The organism is Desulfobacterales bacterium (assembly GCA_034003325.1).
Lineage (GTDB): Bacteria > Desulfobacterota > Desulfobacteria > Desulfobacterales > JAFDDL01 > JAVEYW01.
Genome location: JAVEYW010000008.1, coordinates 1 through 16,148, shown reverse-complemented (window position 1 = coordinate 16,148; position 16,148 = coordinate 1). Strand labels below are relative to the sequence as shown.

The 16,148-nt window shown below is 52.8% G+C and carries 13 protein-coding genes; 10 read left to right on the top strand and 3 right to left on the bottom strand.

Going from position 1 to position 16,148, the window contains the following annotated elements; genetic code table 11:
- Positions 1-2 precede the first annotated feature (2 nt).
- From RBT11_10045 to RBT11_10035, 3 genes are all read right to left on the bottom strand, one after another.
- The gene (locus RBT11_10045; GenBank protein ID MDX9787109.1) at positions 3-3,689 is read right to left on the bottom strand and encodes a pyruvate carboxylase; all 3,687 of its coding nucleotides are present in this window, start codon (positions 3,687-3,689) and stop codon (positions 3-5) included.
- A 23-nt stretch (positions 3,690-3,712) separates the two neighbouring features.
- Entirely contained in the window at positions 3,713-4,630 is a 918-nt protein-coding gene (locus RBT11_10040; GenBank protein MDX9787108.1) for a biotin--[acetyl-CoA-carboxylase] ligase, read from the bottom strand.
- A 181-nt stretch (positions 4,631-4,811) separates the two neighbouring features.
- The gene (locus RBT11_10035; protein MDX9787107.1) at positions 4,812-5,180 is read right to left on the bottom strand and encodes a DUF2294 domain-containing protein; all 369 of its coding nucleotides are present in this window, start codon (positions 5,178-5,180) and stop codon (positions 4,812-4,814) included.
- A 440-nt stretch (positions 5,181-5,620) separates the two neighbouring features.
- On the opposite strand from RBT11_10035, the gene RBT11_10030 reads away from it, so the two are divergent.
- From RBT11_10030 to cas2, 10 genes are all read left to right on the top strand, one after another.
- Positions 5,621-6,262: a WYL domain-containing protein gene (locus tag RBT11_10030; GenBank protein ID MDX9787106.1), complete on the top strand. Its 642-nt coding sequence runs from the start codon at positions 5,621-5,623 to the stop codon at positions 6,260-6,262.
- 138 nt (positions 6,263-6,400) lie between these two features.
- Positions 6,401-6,985 (top strand): four helix bundle suffix domain-containing protein, encoded by a 585-nt coding sequence (locus tag RBT11_10025; GenBank protein ID MDX9787105.1) that lies wholly within the window; start codon positions 6,401-6,403, stop codon positions 6,983-6,985.
- 80 nt (positions 6,986-7,065) lie between these two features.
- Positions 7,066-9,255 (top strand): CRISPR-associated endonuclease Cas3'', encoded by a 2,190-nt coding sequence (locus RBT11_10020; GenBank protein MDX9787104.1) that lies wholly within the window; start codon positions 7,066-7,068, stop codon positions 9,253-9,255.
- Between the two features lie 278 nt (positions 9,256-9,533).
- Positions 9,534-10,199: a type I-C CRISPR-associated protein Cas5c gene (cas5c, locus tag RBT11_10015; protein MDX9787103.1), complete on the top strand. Its 666-nt coding sequence runs from the start codon at positions 9,534-9,536 to the stop codon at positions 10,197-10,199.
- Complete coding sequence (gene cas8c, locus RBT11_10010; protein MDX9787102.1) at positions 10,196-11,950, top strand: type I-C CRISPR-associated protein Cas8c/Csd1; 1,755 nt, start codon at positions 10,196-10,198, stop codon at positions 11,948-11,950. The genes cas5c and cas8c overlap by 4 nt, the downstream gene beginning before the upstream one ends.
- 2 nt (positions 11,951-11,952) lie before the next feature.
- On the top strand, positions 11,953-12,813 hold the full coding sequence (gene cas7c, locus RBT11_10005; GenBank protein ID MDX9787101.1) for a type I-C CRISPR-associated protein Cas7/Csd2: 861 nt from the start codon (positions 11,953-11,955) through the stop codon (positions 12,811-12,813).
- Between the two features lie 24 nt (positions 12,814-12,837).
- Positions 12,838-13,467 (top strand): CRISPR-associated protein Cas4, encoded by a 630-nt coding sequence (cas4, locus tag RBT11_10000; protein ID MDX9787100.1) that lies wholly within the window; start codon positions 12,838-12,840, stop codon positions 13,465-13,467.
- Positions 13,468-13,471: 4 nt separating this feature from the next.
- Positions 13,472-14,491 carry a virulence protein RhuM/Fic/DOC family protein gene (locus tag RBT11_09995; protein ID MDX9787099.1) on the top strand — a complete coding sequence of 340 codons (1,020 nt, stop codon included), beginning with the start codon at positions 13,472-13,474 and terminating at the stop codon, positions 14,489-14,491.
- A gap of 39 nt (positions 14,492-14,530) precedes the next feature.
- Positions 14,531-15,562, top strand: coding sequence for a type I-C CRISPR-associated endonuclease Cas1c (gene cas1c / locus RBT11_09990; protein ID MDX9787098.1), 1,032 nt, complete (start codon positions 14,531-14,533; stop codon positions 15,560-15,562).
- Positions 15,563-15,567: 5 nt separating this feature from the next.
- Positions 15,568-15,858, top strand: a complete 291-nt coding sequence (gene cas2, locus RBT11_09985) for a CRISPR-associated endonuclease Cas2 (protein MDX9787097.1) — start codon at positions 15,568-15,570, stop codon at positions 15,856-15,858.
- The last annotated feature ends 290 nt before the right edge of the window (positions 15,859-16,148 follow it).

Genomic DNA, 16,148 nt, shown 5'->3' with positions numbered 1-16,148 from the left:
ATTTATGCCACAGCCGCACCGCACGCCGGACAGAACCGAAAGGTTTCTTCCTTGATCGGGGCTTGACAGCCCGCGCATTTATTCGGCACAGGCCCCAGCACCACGAGCAACTCCCCTTCCCGCACCGGCACCATCTTTTTGTCATGTTTGAAATCGGCCGTCTTAAGGACCCGTTCAACAATGCCATCCATGGCCGCAGCCACCGCCTTTTCCTGTTTCATGATGGTGATGTTGAACAATTCCTCCCCTTTTTTCACCATATCCCCGGGTTTCACATACATGACCCACAGATCGCCGGTGCTGGGAGAGCCCACATGGCTCGGGTTGTCCCGGTCCGCCATTTCAAGGGCGCCCACCTTGGCGCCCGTGGCGGCTGCCACCTTGACCGGGTAGGCAAAGGTTTCATCATCCAGGGCGTATCGCACCAGGCTCACCCCTTCCGGATCAACCGGCGCCATATCCAGAATGGCCATGCGGTGGGGTTTGCCGTCGCTGTCATTAAAGACGATTTCCTGATCAACCCTGAGCCCCTCGAACCAGACATCCAGTGGCAGCCGGTTCGGGTTGCCGAATTCCTGACGGAAGCGGATCGTTTTTAAGGCATCGCCCGGATGGTTCAGATACATGACCAACTCCTCGTCCGTGGGATCCCGCTCGATCTGGCGGACCAGATCGGTTTCCTCGGCCGCAATATCGATTTCGGCCAGGGATAAGAGGGGAGAGGCCTGCGTCCGCTGGGGCAACAGCTCGCGGTATTTGTCGCCAAAGACGCTTTCATAGACCCACTCCGGCGGAAAGCCCAGGGGCAACCGGCCAAACCGGCCCATGAGAAGATCCCGGAACGCGTCATTGCTTTCCCGGTATAACATCAGCCGCTCTTTTTTAAGCGCTTCATTCACGCTCTCTTCCGGTATGCCGGCCACCGATTCCAGAACCCACAAGAGATGGCGCACTTCTTCTTCTCCCCCTCGCTGAAACGCACCGGTTACGGCTAAAAAGGCGGTATTCCAGGTGATCTGCGAGCCGGGCGTGACATCGTGATACCGGACAATCCGGCGCGTGCCGGCCAGAAACCGCAACATGTACGGCAATAGATGAATATAGCCCTGTTTCATGGCGCCTTCCTGCGATGAGGAGGTGGCGCCTCCCGGCATGCCGTGATGCACGACATCATGGTCAATGCCGCGGAAATAGGGCGCCGTGTACCGGTCATAGTAGGGCATGATCTGTTTGAGCACGAAGTTGCAGGCCCGAATCGCTTCTTTATCAAGACCGGTTTTAAGCCCCATTTCTTCCTCGATATAAGCGGCCGTGGAAAGCACCTCCCCCTGGCCGTACCAGCGCACGGCCGCGCCGATGGCCGTGTCCAGAATATGCGCTCCGGCTTGGGCGGCGGCCCCATAGGCCGGTACAAAAAGCCCGTCCGTGAAATGCCGATGGTAATGAATGACCAGTTCGGGATATTTTTCCCGAATGGCCGTCACCAGCGCCCGAATAAAACGGGGCGGGCAAACCCCGGCCATATCCTTTAACCCGAGAATGAACCGGCGGGCCGCCGCTTTACCGGACAGGCCGATCACATCGGCCACCATGGCCACCATGGCGTCCACGACCCCCAGGTAATGGGGCACGTCAAACCCGTCGGCCCAGGATAAGGACACGGCCGGTTCAAAGACGTTTGCGGGCGAATTCATCACAACCTCCGCCAGCGGCACCATGTTGTCCACATGATTTAAAAAATCAAAGCACCGGATCACGTCATGATGCGCGCAGATCATCTCGCCGGTCAGCCGCATGAGATTTTTGGGCTGGGGTTTATATCCGAGCAGGTTGGTGGACCGGACCAGGATTTGTTTCAACGTTTTCGGGGCGAACTGGTTCCAGCTTCTGGCCTCGTTAAAGGGATAGGTCATGTTGGCCATCATGGCCACGTGAAAGTGAGCGCCGCCGCCGTTTTCAATGGAAAAAAAGCCGCATTGGTCGAGATACGGCCCGATCAGCTTATCCTCGGCCAGCCGGAACCGGTTGCCGCTGTTGGATTGCGTGATATCCCGCGCGGTGGTGTCCGTAAAATGAACGCGACCCGAATCGCGAAGATAATCCAGCAAGGCCCTGCGGTCCCCGCGCGGATAAATCGTTTCCGGGGGTGTATTCTCAAGGGACGGTAGCACCGGCGCAAAGGCTCCCAGGCGCTTGTCTTCGGGTCCGCGATACTCTCCGAGCTGAACAAAGGGGTTGAATCCCCGCGCCGAGATCTCGGCCACCAGGCGGCTTAAGCGCATCGCCTCGGGCTCGACATCCCGGTACCCCATCAGATTCGGCGTGGTCGCGATAAAGCGCGTATCGTATTCGCCGGATATAAATCGGGGATGGCTGATGATTCTTCGATGAAACGGAATGGTGGTTTTCAGGCCGCCGATGACGTATTCGTTTAAGGCCCGGTCCATGATGGCAAGAGTCTTATGCCAGTCCCTGCCATAGGCGATCAACAGGGCGGCCGCCGAATCATAGTGCGGGGGAAAGGCATATCCGCCGGAGATACAGGAATCCAGACGCACGCCGGGCCCGCCGGGAGAAATGTAACGCGTGATCAATCCCGAATTGGGCGCAAAGCCGTGCCGGGGATCCTCGCAATTGATTCGAACCTGAACCGCATGGCTGACCGGAAGGGTGTCGGCGGCATTAAACCGCAGCGCGGCGCCGAACGCGATGGCGATCTGCTCTTCCACCAGGTCGATGCCGTACCGGCATTCCGTGATGCCGTGCTCCACCTGAAGCCGCGTATTGACTTCGATCAGGTATTCGTTGTCTTCCCCATCCACCAGAAATTCCACAGTTGCCAGTGAATAATAGCCTACCGCCTTGACCAGTTTTTCGGCATAGCCTTTTAACCGCGCGCGGCGATTCTCCGTCATGCCGGGCCAGGGCGACGGGGTCATCTCGATCAGTTTCTGGTGGTTGCGCTGGACCGTGCAGTCCCGCTCGTCAAACGCGAACACATTGCCGTGCCGGTCCGCGATGACCTGAATCTCGATGTGGCGCACGGACGTCAGCAGCTTTTCGACAAAAAGGCGCGGATTGCCAAAGGAGGCCTGGGCCAGGGTGGAGGCCTTGGTAAAGGCGCCTTCCAACTGCGACATGTCATAGACCTCGTAAATCCCTCTGCCGCCGCCGCCGCCTTCGGCTTTCAGCATCACGGGCAGGCCCATGTCCATCGCCACCTTTCGGGCCTCGGCGATACTGACGGCGCCCGGGGAGCCGGGCACTACCGGAATTCCGATATTGCGGGCCAGTTCCCGCACCTTGACCTTGTTGCCCAGAAGCCGCATGGCGTCGGCGGTAGGGCCGATAAACAGAAGATCCGCGTCATGGCATTTTTGCGGAAACCCGGCATCTTCCGAGGCAAACCCCCATCCCGGATGAATGGCGGCGACGCCTTGTTTTTTCGCCAGGGCGATAATGCGGTCGATGCCCAGATAGGCTCTGGGATTTTCACCCAGAAGGATCAATTCCTGCGCGCCGGCGGTAAACGGCGCGGTTTTGTCCGCATCGGTCACCGTGAGTACGGGAACGGCATGGAATACTTCCCGAATGGATCGAATGATTCTGCGGGCAGTGATTCCCCGGTTGGCCACCAGGATTTTTTTGCCCCGAATTTCAGCCGCTATTTGTTCAAATGTTTTGATCATGATAACGCTCCTTAATTAGGAAGTCATGCCACCGGATACATACTGCCTGAACGAAAAATTCGTTCTCCTTCGGTGGTTTGCACGGTAATGGCGCCATCGGCGGTGATCCCCTGAAAAATCACCGGCCGCTCCGCCTCGCCGAAGGCATCCAGCAGAATGCGCTCGCCGATATAGGCCAGATGGGGCCTCAGGTTGCCGACAAATTGTTCCGGATTCCCGTGCAAAAGGGTTTCCGTCACCTGCGATCGAAGGTGGCGGACAAAGGGTACCCATAGGTCCAACGGTGAACACGTCACACCGAATTCCTGCAGACAGCCCGCTGCCGGGGCAAGCGGAGAATGCAGCGCACTGGTGCGCGGTGCCGAGATCAGGTTCAGCCCGAGGCCGGCGATGACGATGTCCGATTTTGCCTCTATCAGAATACCGCCGACTTTTTTCCCGCCGACGAGAAGATCATTGGGCCATTTAATGGCGGGCGCCAAGCCGAGCCCTTTTAAAATTTCAGCCATCGACTTGGCCAGCAGCAATGAAAACAGATTTCCCCAAACCGGCCTCATTGCAGGAACCCGCAAAGAGCCATACACATTCCCTGGCGGAGAATGCCAGTGCCGCTGAAATTGCCCGCGTCCCGCGGTTTGGGCTGACACGAGAACGGACGCCCACTCCGGGAACCGGTTTTCCCCCGCCAGACGCCACGCCAAATCCATGCTGGAAGCGCACGTCTTCGCCGTCACCAGCATCAGCGCGTCAGGGCTGCTTCCCACCTGTCGATAACTGAGCGGCATGTTGTTTTCCGGTGCAAATGCCTTTTGTTTCCGGCATTCAAAACCGGTTAACTCGGCCTTTCCGTTCAATTTTAGTTCCCCCGTCAAAACATTATTCGGAGAATAAAAAAGGCCGAAAATCGCGTTATGACAACGATCTTCGGCCTTATATTCCATTGTGGCACCCTATCCAAAGGGTTCTACCGGACTCTTCGACCCCGTTTTCGGACGGCGCCTTCACACCGCCGTCGCCCCCCGGATAAACCCTGCACCGCAGTTTCCATCCAGATGGCGATCCTTCGAGAATGATCCTTCTTTCATGGGATGTGCGGAATGTCAATATGAAATGATTCAGTGTTTAACGAAAAGAAGGCACAGATGCGAGCGTAAACAAAATGAACCGCTCTCCGGTCACGGTGCTGATGTCGGTGTGAAGACTTTTCACCTTGACGCGAACCAGGCCTTCCACCTCTTCTTGCAGCAGTGGACGTCCTTTTTCAATCAAGGCGACCCGAACCCGTTTGATCAATTCCCGTCCGCCGCTGTTTTCAGCCGTTTCCGCAAGGTGGTGTTCGGCCGGCGTCAGCACGCCCTTGAGACGCACCAGCACCATATCCTCGATAAGGTAGGTTTTCGTCTCCAAAGGGCCGCGGCCCATATACTCTTTTTCAAAACGGGTTACGGCCTCGCTGATTTCCGACTCGATTTGCCCTCGGGTTTTATTCATTCATCGCTCTTTCAATCTTTCCCGGGTCGACCTGGCACACGATTTTGAACTGTCGGGGGTCAATAACCGGCAACATACCCCCGAAAAGCGTGCCATGCAAGGGGCAAGAAACTCTTTGTTCTTAAATCCTTAGCGCCCCACCTTGAAAGATCGGCCCAAATAGGGCGTTTTGAAACAGGCGCCCAAATAAAAAAGGATTGCTATTCTCCATCACATCCGCCATTAAAATAGCTTCTTAAGATAGAAAATCAGAATAGCGTCAACTCAAGCACCACCTGAGTAAGCTTCATCCAGTATATTCAAGTAAAAAATCCGAGCGTTTTGGCCGCAAAAAAGAGCGGAAAAAAAAGGTATGACCGATAGACTGCCCAGCAGCCCGGCAGCCAAGCGGTTCATCCGCCCGGAAATGCAGCACACCAGAATCTGTAGATGGAATGCCTATGTCTTCATTTGAGCGGATCTGCTGGTTTGATCAGCGCCTTAAGCAAAATATTCGTACCACGCGCCGGCATTACATGGACCAATTCGAGATTTCGGTAAGCACCTTTAAACGCGATCTTGCCTTCATGCGCGACCGGTTGGGCGCCCCCGTTGATTTTGCCGCCGGCACGGATGTCATCTCGATGCGCACGGTGGAGCCCTATCGCCTGCATAATTACATGGGTTCCTGGTACCTGATCGCTTATTGCCGCCATCGAAAAAGACCCCGTATGTTCCAACTCGCCCGCCTGATCAGGCTGACGCTTTCTCATCAAGCGTTTCAAAAGCCACAGTTTGATGTAACGGCCTTCATGACGAATTTCTTCGGGCTTTTCAAGGGAACCGAACAGGTTGAGGTCGTGCTTCATTTTGTACCCTTTATTGCACGGTTCATTCGAAATGAAGTCTGGTTCGACGGCCAGCAGGTCGAGGAATGTGCCGACGGCAGCCTGATCATGACCCTGCCGGTGGTGGATCTGACCGAAATCAAGATGAAGGTGCTCAAATACGGTCGTTACGTGCAAGTGATAAAACCAGCAGAACTGAGGCGTCTGGTGGCTAAGGAAGCGGCAATGATCGTGAAAAACTATCAAGACGGGTAGGGGGGAGGACCAAAGGTACTTTTTAAAACGAGCTGTTGATAAAACGATGATTTTTTCAAGAAAAACCGACCGGGTTCACTATATGAGCTTTACAGCGTGCTATGTAGGGAGCGGCGTCCAAACCACACAGGAGTCTAAATGACCAGTTACCATGAATTACCCGACCTCATCCCCGCCCACGGCGGCTACCGCGATTTGAAATCGTATCAGATGGCTGAGATCATTTACGATGCCACGATGGTGTTCTGCAATCGTTTTATCAGCGGCCGCTCCCGCACCCACGACCAGATGGTTCAGGCGGCGCGAAGCGGCAAACAAAACATCGCCGAAGGGAGCATGGCATCCGGCACCTCCAAAAAAACCGAGCTCAAGCTCATCGGCGTGGCCCGGGCGAGCCTCGAAGAGCTGCTCCTGGACTACCAGGACTACCTTCGGCAAAACCGCCTGTCCCTCTGGCCCAAAGACCATCCGAAGGCAAAAGCGGTTCGAGGACTGTGTTATAGGTCCAATAGGTCCTATTCGACTTATAAGACCTATATCGAAAACAGTCCCCCCGAAACCGCCGCCAACACCATCATCTGCCTCACCCACCAAGCCAACTACCTGCTCGACCAGCAGTTGCGCGTTTTGGAGAAGGCGTTTTTGAAAGAGGGCGGGTTTACCGAAAGGCTTTATCGAGCCCGGGTGCAGGCGCGGGACAGAAGCGGGGGGTTCAAAAGATGATCCGTTATCCGGAACATGGTGCGCGGAACTGTTCGGTAATGTTTAAAAGCAATAGCAGGAAGGAAACAACTCATACGCCTATGGCAATGTATTATGCTCATTCAACCAAATCGAAAAACAAAGACGATTGGCAACCGCTTGAAGAACATCTTCGAAATGTTGCCGACCTGGCTCGCTCGTTTTCATCGGTCTTCGGCGCCGGAAATTGGGGAAAAGTGTCCGGTCTTATCCATGATGCCGGTAAGGCATCGAATGCTTTCCAGCGCAGGTTGGAGGGGCAGTCCGTCAGGGTCGATCATTCCACCTTTGGTGCGCGCCTTGCTAAAGAAAAATATTTCCCTCTCGGACTGCTGATAGCCTATGCTGTTGCCGGGCATCATGGTGGGATTCCGGACGGAGGGGCGCAAGAAGGGCAACTGCACTACCGTTTGAAGCATGGTAACGTGCCGGATGATGTTCAACAAATACCGGAGATATGCTTCCCGAACGAACTGACGTTGCCATTTAAATTGACGCCAGACCGGGGAAGCTTCAGCCTGTCTTTTTTCGCCCGAATGCTTTTCTCTTGTTTAGTCGATGCGGATTTTCTGGATACCGAAGCCTTTTGTGATCCGGAAAAAGCCCAATTTCGGCCGTCTATCAAGAGCCCTTGCATTTTTCTCGACCTCAAGCGTCGGTTTGATGAACATCTTGCTGAAAAAGCGCGTGATTCAGATTCCACCCCCGTCAACCAATGGCGTCAACTCGTGTTGGCCCGATGTCGTGAAAAAGCCAAGCTGCCATCGGGCTTTTTCTCCTTAACTGTTCCCACCGGCGGTGGCAAGACCTTTTCCTCGCTGGCGTTTTCCCTGGAACATCTTCTTGGAAATCGCGAAGATTGTGGCTTGCGCAGGATAATCTATGCGGTTCCGTTTACCTCCATCATTGAACAGAATGCAAAAATATTCCGGGATGTTTTAGGAAATGAGCATGTTTTGGAGCACCACTGCAATTACAAAGAAAGCGACGAACCGGAGGATTGCGCTTACAACCGGTTGCGCGGTCTCGCCGCCGAGAATTGGGACGCGCCGGTGGTGGTCACCACCAATGTGCAGTTCTTCGAATCTCTTTTCAGCAACAAACCTTCCCGGTGCCGTAAACTTCACAATATCGCTAAAAGCGTCATTGTTCTTGACGAGGCACAAGCGATTCCAACCGAATATCTGGAGCCTTGCCTGGCGGCACTGCGCGAGTTGGTGGATCACTATGGCTGCACGGTCCTGCTCTGCACCGCTACGCAGCCTGCGCTGGATGATAGCAGCAGCTTGCGGATGGCACTTCCGGGTGTAACCGAGATTGTCGATGAAACCTCCCGGTTATTTCAGGCGCTTTCGCGAACGGAGGTCGAATTTGTCGGCACGCTTTCGGATGATGATCTGGCAGAACGGTTGCGAGCGGAATCCCGGGTACTTTGCATTCTTCCCACCAAAGCGCAAACCAGAGCCGTATTCGAGCGAAATCGCGGGACAGAGGGTTTTTTTCATTTATCGACCAATATGTATCCCAAACACCGCAGGCAAGTATTGGATGAGATTCGCATCCGTTTGAAAAAAGGAAAGCCCTGCCGGGTGATCTCCACCTCCTTGGTGGAAGCCGGGGTCGACCTCGACTTTCCCGTTGTCTATAGAGCCATGGCGGGGCTGGATTCAATAGCCCAAGCAGCCGGCCGGTGCAATCGTGAGGGGAGATTGGAGAAGGGGAAAGTTTTCATTTTCGAAACTGAAAAGCTTCCATCCATGCCTTGGCTAAAACAGTGCATGTCTCGTGCCGCGGAAACATTAAGGGCCGTGCCTGATGCCGACCCCCTTGGCTTTGAGGCAATGCGCAGGTATTTCGAACTGCTTTACGATGTCCAAGAACTGGACAAAAAACAGATTGTGTCACGATTGAACATTCGGACGAGGGATCTCTATTTGCCTTTTCGCGAAGTTGCCAACGACTTTCACTTTATCGAAGATGAAAGCATCGGAATCATCATTCCGGACGGGCCGGAAGCCGAAAAATTGATTCAGGAGTTGCGATATACGGAATTCCCTCGGGCAACCATCAGGAAACTGCAACAATTCAGTGTCAGCATCCGAAACAAGGAATTCCTGGCTCTTGATTCATCGGGTGCATTGGAGATGATCCGTAGTGAATTTCCAGTGTTAAGAAATATGTCGGCATATCGGGACGTTGGTCTTTGCGTCTCTGAAGGCGAGGTTTGGAGTGTTGATGAGTTAATCATTTAGATTTTTGCTTTAATACTTTTCTAAAGTTTTTTATTGACTTTGCGGGGCGCATGAAATATACAGTTATTACCTAACGAAAGGGGGTCTCATGCGATTCAAAGCGAAGTTGAGCCTATTTGGGAGGGAATTGTTTGTCCTGGAAATTGAATTGGAACCTCCATAGGCTGTCGGACCATGTCTCCCTGAAAGGGGTGTGGATTGAAACAGAAAAGTATTTAAGCTGAAGATGGCGTAGGCCGCTGCTCCGGCGGCGGCCTGCATAATTGAAGGAGGAGCCTATGGCGTATGGCATCAAATTGCGGGTATGGGGAGATTACGCCTGCTTTACCCGCCCGGAAATGAAGGTGGAACGCGTCTCATACGACGTAATGACACCCTCTGCGGCGCGGGGCATTTTGGAGGCAATCCACTGGAAACCCGCTATCCGCTGGGTAATCGACAAGATCCACGTCTTGCGGCCCATTAAGTTTGACAATGTTCGTCGCAACGAAGTCAGTTCAAAAATCCCCAAACCCAACCCCATAACAGCGATGCGAGACAAAAAGCCGCTCTACTTTCTGGTGGATGACGGGGGCAACCGTCAACAACGGGCCTCGACATTGCTTCGAGATGTTGAATACGTCATTGAGGCCCATTTTGAAATGACCGAGAAGGCCGGTGCGCAGGACAATGAAGGAAAACATCTGGATATCTTTCAGAGGCGGGCAAAAAAAGGGCAATTTTTTCATCAACCCTCTCTGGGGTGTCGTGAATTTCCAGCGGCCTTCGAATTGATCGAGGGGGATGTGCCTGAATCCTGCTACGCTGGGGGAACCAAGGATTTGGGATACATGCTGCTGGATATCGAATTCACCAACGAGATGACGCCTCTTTTTTTCAGGGTCACCATGGAGGACGGTGTCATTTCGCCGCCCTCGCCTCTGTCCATGGAGGTGAAGTCATGATTCTGCATGCTCTCAATGGTTACTACGAACGAATGCTGAACGATCCCGATTCTGGGATGCCGCCGTTCGGAACCAGTATTGAAAATATCTCTTTTTCCCTTGTCCTTTCCGAGGATGGCGGCTTACGGGGTGTCGAGGATCTGCGGGAGCAAGCCGGCAATATTTTGCGACCTCGAAAAATGCCTGTGCCGGCAGCAGTGACAAGAACATCGGGAGTCAAGGCCAACTTTCTCTGGGATAAAGCGTCCTATGTATTCGGAGCGGATGGCGATGGTCCTACGGAACAAAATCGCCAAAGATTCAAGGCGTTCAGCGATTTTCTGGGCTCGGTCGGACAGGGTCTTGAAGACCCCGGTTTTACTGCCGTTCGTCGATTTTTAGGGCGCTGGGAATGTGAGCAGTCCGAAGAAATAATTGCCCGATACCAGCCTTGGGAAGACGTCTGCAACGCCAACCTGGTCTTTCGCCTGGACGGGATACGTGGTTTTATCCATGACCGTCGGCCCGTGCAGCGCGAATGGTTGAAATATAATCAGAACAATAACGACACGACGCTTGTTCAATGCCTGATAACCGGGGAAAAGGATGTTCCTTTGGCGAGGGTACACACGCCGATAAAAGGAGTTCGTGGGGGCCAGACATCCGGCGGATACATTGTGTCGTTCAATGCGTCAGCGTTTGTTTCTTACAGACAGGATAAGGCGTCTGTTGCGGAGACGTCCGCCTTTGCCTATACTACTGCTCTAAATTCTTTGCTGGCCGGTAACAGTCGTCAGAAAATAGCTATCGGCGATACCACTTACGTTTTCTGGGCCGCCTGTGAGAACCCGATGGAAACCATATTCGCAGAGCTGTTCGATCCACCTGTCGTAGATGCCAATAAAACAGACGCTTCTATTGATGACCAGCAGACTACCCGCCAGATTCACGACCTGCTCACAGCGCTCAGGGATGGGCGAAAAGCAACTGACTTCTTTTCAGATCTTGACGCAGAGATACAGTTCTTCATTCTCGGTCTGGCGCCGAATGCTGCGCGACTGTCGATCCGCTTTTGGGAGGCGAACAGCTTGGGAGCCTTGCTGGAACGTGTCGGAATACATTACGAACAGATCCGCATCGTTCGGCAATTCGACAGTGAGCCTGAATTTCCGCCTCTTTGGCGACTGCTTGTCCAGACCGCCAGTCTCGGCAAAACGGAAAATATCTCGTCCCTCCTTGCCGGCGGCATGGCCCGCGCCATACTTACGGGTGTGCCCTATCCTCAGAACCTATTACCCATTGTGTTGGAGCGTATTCACGCCGAGCACAACGTCACCTATTTCCGCGCCGCATTGCTGAAAGCCTATCTGCAGCGCAACAAACGAAGGGAGGTTTCCGTGGCACTCGACCCCGAACGAACCGATCCACCTTACCTGCTGGGGCGACTATTCGCCGTATTGGAAAAAGCTCAGGAAGAAGCTATTCCCAATGCCAATGCCACCATTAAAGACCGGTATCTGGCATCCGCGGCAGCCACGCCGAGCCAGGTGTTTCACATGTTGCTTAAAAATTCGGCCAATCACATCGCCAAATTGAAAAAAAACCCGGAAAAGAAAGGGCGTGCGTTTTTTTATGACACCATGACCCAGGATATCATTTCCGGGTTTTCAGATTATCCCAAAACTATGAAGGCTGAGGAACAAGGGCTTTTCATGATCGGCTACTACCACCAACGCAAAGATTTTTTTACCAAAAAGACTCAGGAGGGATAACCATGTCCGCTATCGCCAATCGTTATGAATTCGTATTACTGTTCGATGTCCAAAACGGCAATCCCAACGGCGACCCTGATGCAGGCAACATGCCTCGCTTCGATCCCGAAACCGGTCATGGCCTTGTGACGGATGTTTGCCTGAAACGAAAGATCCGTAACCACGTGGCACTCGCAAAAGAAGGGGGCGAGGGGTTCAATATTTATGTACAGGAAAAAGCGGTGCTTAATAGAACCAACGAGATGGCCTATAAGGCGTTGGAGTTGAAGCCTGAAGCCAAAAAATTGCCGAAAAAGATCGAGGATGCGCAGAAGATTACCGGCTGGATGTGCGCGAACTTCTACGATATCAGAAGTTTCGGCGCTGTAATGACTACAGAAGTCAATTGCGGTCAGGTTCGTGGACCGGTGCAGCTCGCCTTCGCCAAAAGCATCGAGCCGATCGTATCTCAGGAAATCAGTATTACGCGCATGGCGGTAACCAACGAAAAAGATCTGGAAAAAGAGCGCACCATGGGACGGAAACATATCGTCCCTTACGGCTTGTATATGGCCCATGGGTTTGTTTCCGCGCCGTTAGCGGAAAAAACCGGATTCAGCGAAGAGGATCTGGAACTGCTCTGGAATGCATTGATCAACATGTTCGAGCATGATCGTTCCGCAGCAAGGGGGATGATGAGCAGCCAAAAGCTTTTTGTCTTCAAGCATAAGGACAAGCTTGGCAACGCCCCGGCCCACAAACTGTTTGACCTGATCGATATCCAACGCAAAGAGGGGGCTGAAGGGCCGGCGCGATCCTTCAAGGACTACAAAGTGACAATCGGCAGCGCCCCGGACGGAGTAGAGATTATCGAAAAACTGTAAAAGCCAACGCAGAAGAAACAGCCCATGTATGCCGAATCCGACAACCTCATGATATCCGCCCTTCAGCATTACCTGTATTGCCCGCGGCAGTGCGCCTTGATTCACATTGAGCAAATATGGGCAGAAAACATATATACTGCGGAAGGGCGGGTGATGCATGAGCGAGTTCATTCTGAAGATCGGGCATCCAGAGGAAAACTACGGATTTCTTATGGCATTGCCTTGAGGTCTCTGCGACTTGGGGTTTCAGGGCAGGCGGATGTGGTTGAATTTCACAGACAGGAAGACGGCTCGTGGCGGCCATTTCCCGTGGAATACAAACGCGGAAGGCCCAAAAATGGAAAATGGGATGAAGTGCAACTTTGTGCCCAGGCGATCTGTTTGGAAGAAATGCTTGAGGTAGAAATACCGGCAGGAGCGCTTTTTTATGGCAAAACTCGGCGGCGAAAAGATGTTATCTTTGACGCTAACCTGCGTTCTGCGACTGAGAATACGGCAAGCCGGCTGCACGAACTGATTGGTTCGGGGCAAACACCAAAACCGGTTTTCGGCCCAAAGTGCGAGAGCTGCTCGCTGTGTGAACTATGCATGCCGAAGGTTACAGGCGCAGCTAAAAGTGTGGCTAAATACCTTTCTCGAATGCTTGAGGATTGAGAAAATGACCAAGGACTACCAGACAATAAGAAGTGGTGATATGCAGACCGACCGCGGTGAGATTATCCTATATAAGTCAGAGGGGGGGGATGCCGAAATTGCCGTGCAACTGCGAAACGAAACCGTTTGGTTGACGTTGAACCAGATAACGGACCTCTTTGAAAGGGATAAATCCGTAATTTCAAGGCACTTGCGAAATATTTTTCTTGAAAAGGAATTGTCTAGGGCGGCAGTTGTTGCAAAAAATGCAACAACTGCCGCCGATGGAAAAACCTATCAAGTCGAGTATTATAATCTCGATGCCATTATCTCAGTCGGATACAGGGTTAATTCAAAGCGGGGTACCCAATTCCGCATATGGGCAACGGGCGTTTTGAAAGACCATCTGGTTCGGGGATATTCACTCAACCAGCGCCGTCTGGCGGAAAAAGGGACCGACGAAATACGGCAGGTTCTGGACCTGCTCTCGAATACCCTTTCAGGTCAAAACCTTGTCAGCGGGGAAGGGATAGCTATCCTGGAGATAGTCAACCACTATGCCAGGACATGGCAACTTCTTTTACAATATGATGAAGACACCTTACCGGTTCCCGAAAAAACCGCGGACACAAAAGCATTTCTGGAAATAGCGGAAACCAGACAGGCCATTGTCACCTTGAAGAAGGAATTGGCGAGCAGGGGGGAAGCGACCGATATTTTCGGCAACGAACACGGACAGGGGCTTGCCGGAATCATCGGCGCGGTTCAGCAAACCTTCGGTGGGCAGGATCTTTATCCGAGCTTCAGGGAAAAGGCCGCCCATCTTTTGTACTTCGTTATCAAAGACCATCCATTTTCAGATGGAAACAAGCGGATCGGCTCCTTTCTCTTTCTATATTTTATGAATATTAACGGTCTATTGGCTGAACATGGTATTGATAATAAGGCGTTGGTGGCGCTCTCATTGCTGACTGCCGCCAGTGACCCGCGACAGAAGGATTTAATGATCCGGCTTATCGTGAACCTCATTTCCGAAAAAGGCTGATGAATAGGGTTTATCTCCGGATGCATAGGAGGTTGTTGTATGAAAAAACTGCTCAATACCTTGTTTGTTACCACGCAAGGCGCCTACCTGAACAAAGAGGGGGAGACCGTCACGGTCAATGTGGAGCGTGAGGTCAAGCTGCGGGTGCCTATCCACACGCTGGGGGGTGTTGTTTGCTTCGGCCAGGTGAGCATGAGTCCCTTTTTGATGGGCTTTTGTGCCGAACGTGGCGTTCTGGTGAGTTTTTTAAGCAATTACGGAAAATTCCTTGCCCGGGTTCAGGGACCGGTTTCCGGCAATGTCCTTTTGCGGCGCGAGCAGTATCGACTCGCCGATGACCCGAATGCGTCGGCTTTTATGGCCCGATCCGTGGTGACCGCCAAGATCGCCAACTGCCGCACGGTCTTGCAGCGCGCATTGCGTGATCATACGGATAAAGTTGATGACACCGCCATCCGCGCCGCTGCCGACCGGTTGAGCGCCATTCTCATGCATCTTCAAACGGATCTGCCCCTTGACCGGGCTCGAGGTTTCGAAGGCGAAGCGGCAAATGTTTATTTCGGCGTATTCGATCATCTGATCGTTGGTCAGAAGGAAGATTTCCGGTTTGCGGGAAGAAACCGGCGACCACCGCTTGACCGGGTCAACTGTTTGTTGTCCTTTCTCTACACCCTGCTGATGCATGACGTGAACGCGGCGCTGGAAGCGGTCGGACTTGATCCGGCAGTTGGTTTTCTTCATCGGGATCGGCCGGGGAGGCGGGGGCTCGCACTGGATATCATGGAAGAATTCCGTCCGTTTCTGGCCGACCGAATGGCACTTTCCCTCATTAATCTCAGCCAGATTCGCGCAAAAGGCTTCAAAATAATGGAGACCGGTGCAGTGGTGATGGACGATGAAACCCGGAAAAACCTGCTTACCGCTTATCAAAAGCGCAAGCAGGAGGAGATTATGCACCCCTATATCGGTGAAAAAGTAGCGGTGGGACTGCTCTTTCATGTGCAGGCCTTGTTGCTTGCCCGCTTTCTTCGGGGTGATCTGGATGGATATCCGCCATTTATCTGGAGATAAACATTATGATGGTGTTAGTGAGTTATGATGTTTCGTTCAATGATGGCAATGGTCCCCGTCGTTTAAGGCGGGTGGCGAAAGCTTGCAGGGATTTCGGGCAACGGGTCCAATATTCGGTTTTTGAATGCATAGTGGATCCGGCCCAATGGACGATGCTCAAAAATCGTTTGATCGACCAGATTGACATAGAATCAGATAGCTTGCGCTTTTATTATCTTGGCGCCAACTGGAAAAACCGGGTGGAGCATGTCGGAGCAAAACCTGCTATCGATCAAGAAGGGCCACTCATTGTATGAATTGGCCTTCGCGAACCCCAAGCGGACAGCTTTTTATGGCGGTTTCGCATTCTTTGAAATTATTGAGTTTTTTCGTATATGCCCCTATATTTTTAGAAAATTACCCTCATTCAAAAAGGAGGTTCGCAAAAACAGCCTCGAAAAGCGAGAAAAATAAAGGATTTTGAAAGTGACGGTCGCCCCCCGCGCGGGGGCGTGGATTGAAACCCCTTGAGTGGGTTTGTTTTTGTTACTATTATGTCGCCCCCCGCGCGGGGGCGTGGATTGAAACTATAGACGATATTCCAATT

What these genes read in the sequence shown, in the direction of transcription:
- RBT11_10045 (MDX9787109.1), bottom strand. Translation starts at nt 3,689, where the DNA reads ATGATCAAAACATTTGAACAAATAGCGGCTGAAATTCGGGGCAAAAAA.
- RBT11_10040 (MDX9787108.1), bottom strand. Translation starts at nt 4,630, where the DNA reads ATGGAATATAAGGCCGAAGATCGTTGTCATAACGCGATTTTCGGCCTT.
- RBT11_10035 (MDX9787107.1), bottom strand. Translation starts at nt 5,180, where the DNA reads ATGAATAAAACCCGAGGGCAAATCGAGTCGGAAATCAGCGAGGCCGTA.
- RBT11_10030 (MDX9787106.1), top strand. Translation starts at nt 5,621, where the DNA reads ATGTCTTCATTTGAGCGGATCTGCTGGTTTGATCAGCGCCTTAAGCAA.
- RBT11_10025 (MDX9787105.1), top strand. Translation starts at nt 6,401, where the DNA reads ATGACCAGTTACCATGAATTACCCGACCTCATCCCCGCCCACGGCGGC.
- RBT11_10020 (MDX9787104.1), top strand. Translation starts at nt 7,066, where the DNA reads ATGGCAATGTATTATGCTCATTCAACCAAATCGAAAAACAAAGACGAT.
- cas5c (MDX9787103.1), top strand. Translation starts at nt 9,534, where the DNA reads ATGGCGTATGGCATCAAATTGCGGGTATGGGGAGATTACGCCTGCTTT.
- cas8c (MDX9787102.1), top strand. Translation starts at nt 10,196, where the DNA reads ATGATTCTGCATGCTCTCAATGGTTACTACGAACGAATGCTGAACGAT.
- cas7c (MDX9787101.1), top strand. Translation starts at nt 11,953, where the DNA reads ATGTCCGCTATCGCCAATCGTTATGAATTCGTATTACTGTTCGATGTC.
- cas4 (MDX9787100.1), top strand. Translation starts at nt 12,838, where the DNA reads ATGTATGCCGAATCCGACAACCTCATGATATCCGCCCTTCAGCATTAC.
- RBT11_09995 (MDX9787099.1), top strand. Translation starts at nt 13,472, where the DNA reads ATGACCAAGGACTACCAGACAATAAGAAGTGGTGATATGCAGACCGAC.
- cas1c (MDX9787098.1), top strand. Translation starts at nt 14,531, where the DNA reads ATGAAAAAACTGCTCAATACCTTGTTTGTTACCACGCAAGGCGCCTAC.
- cas2 (MDX9787097.1), top strand. Translation starts at nt 15,568, where the DNA reads ATGATGGTGTTAGTGAGTTATGATGTTTCGTTCAATGATGGCAATGGT.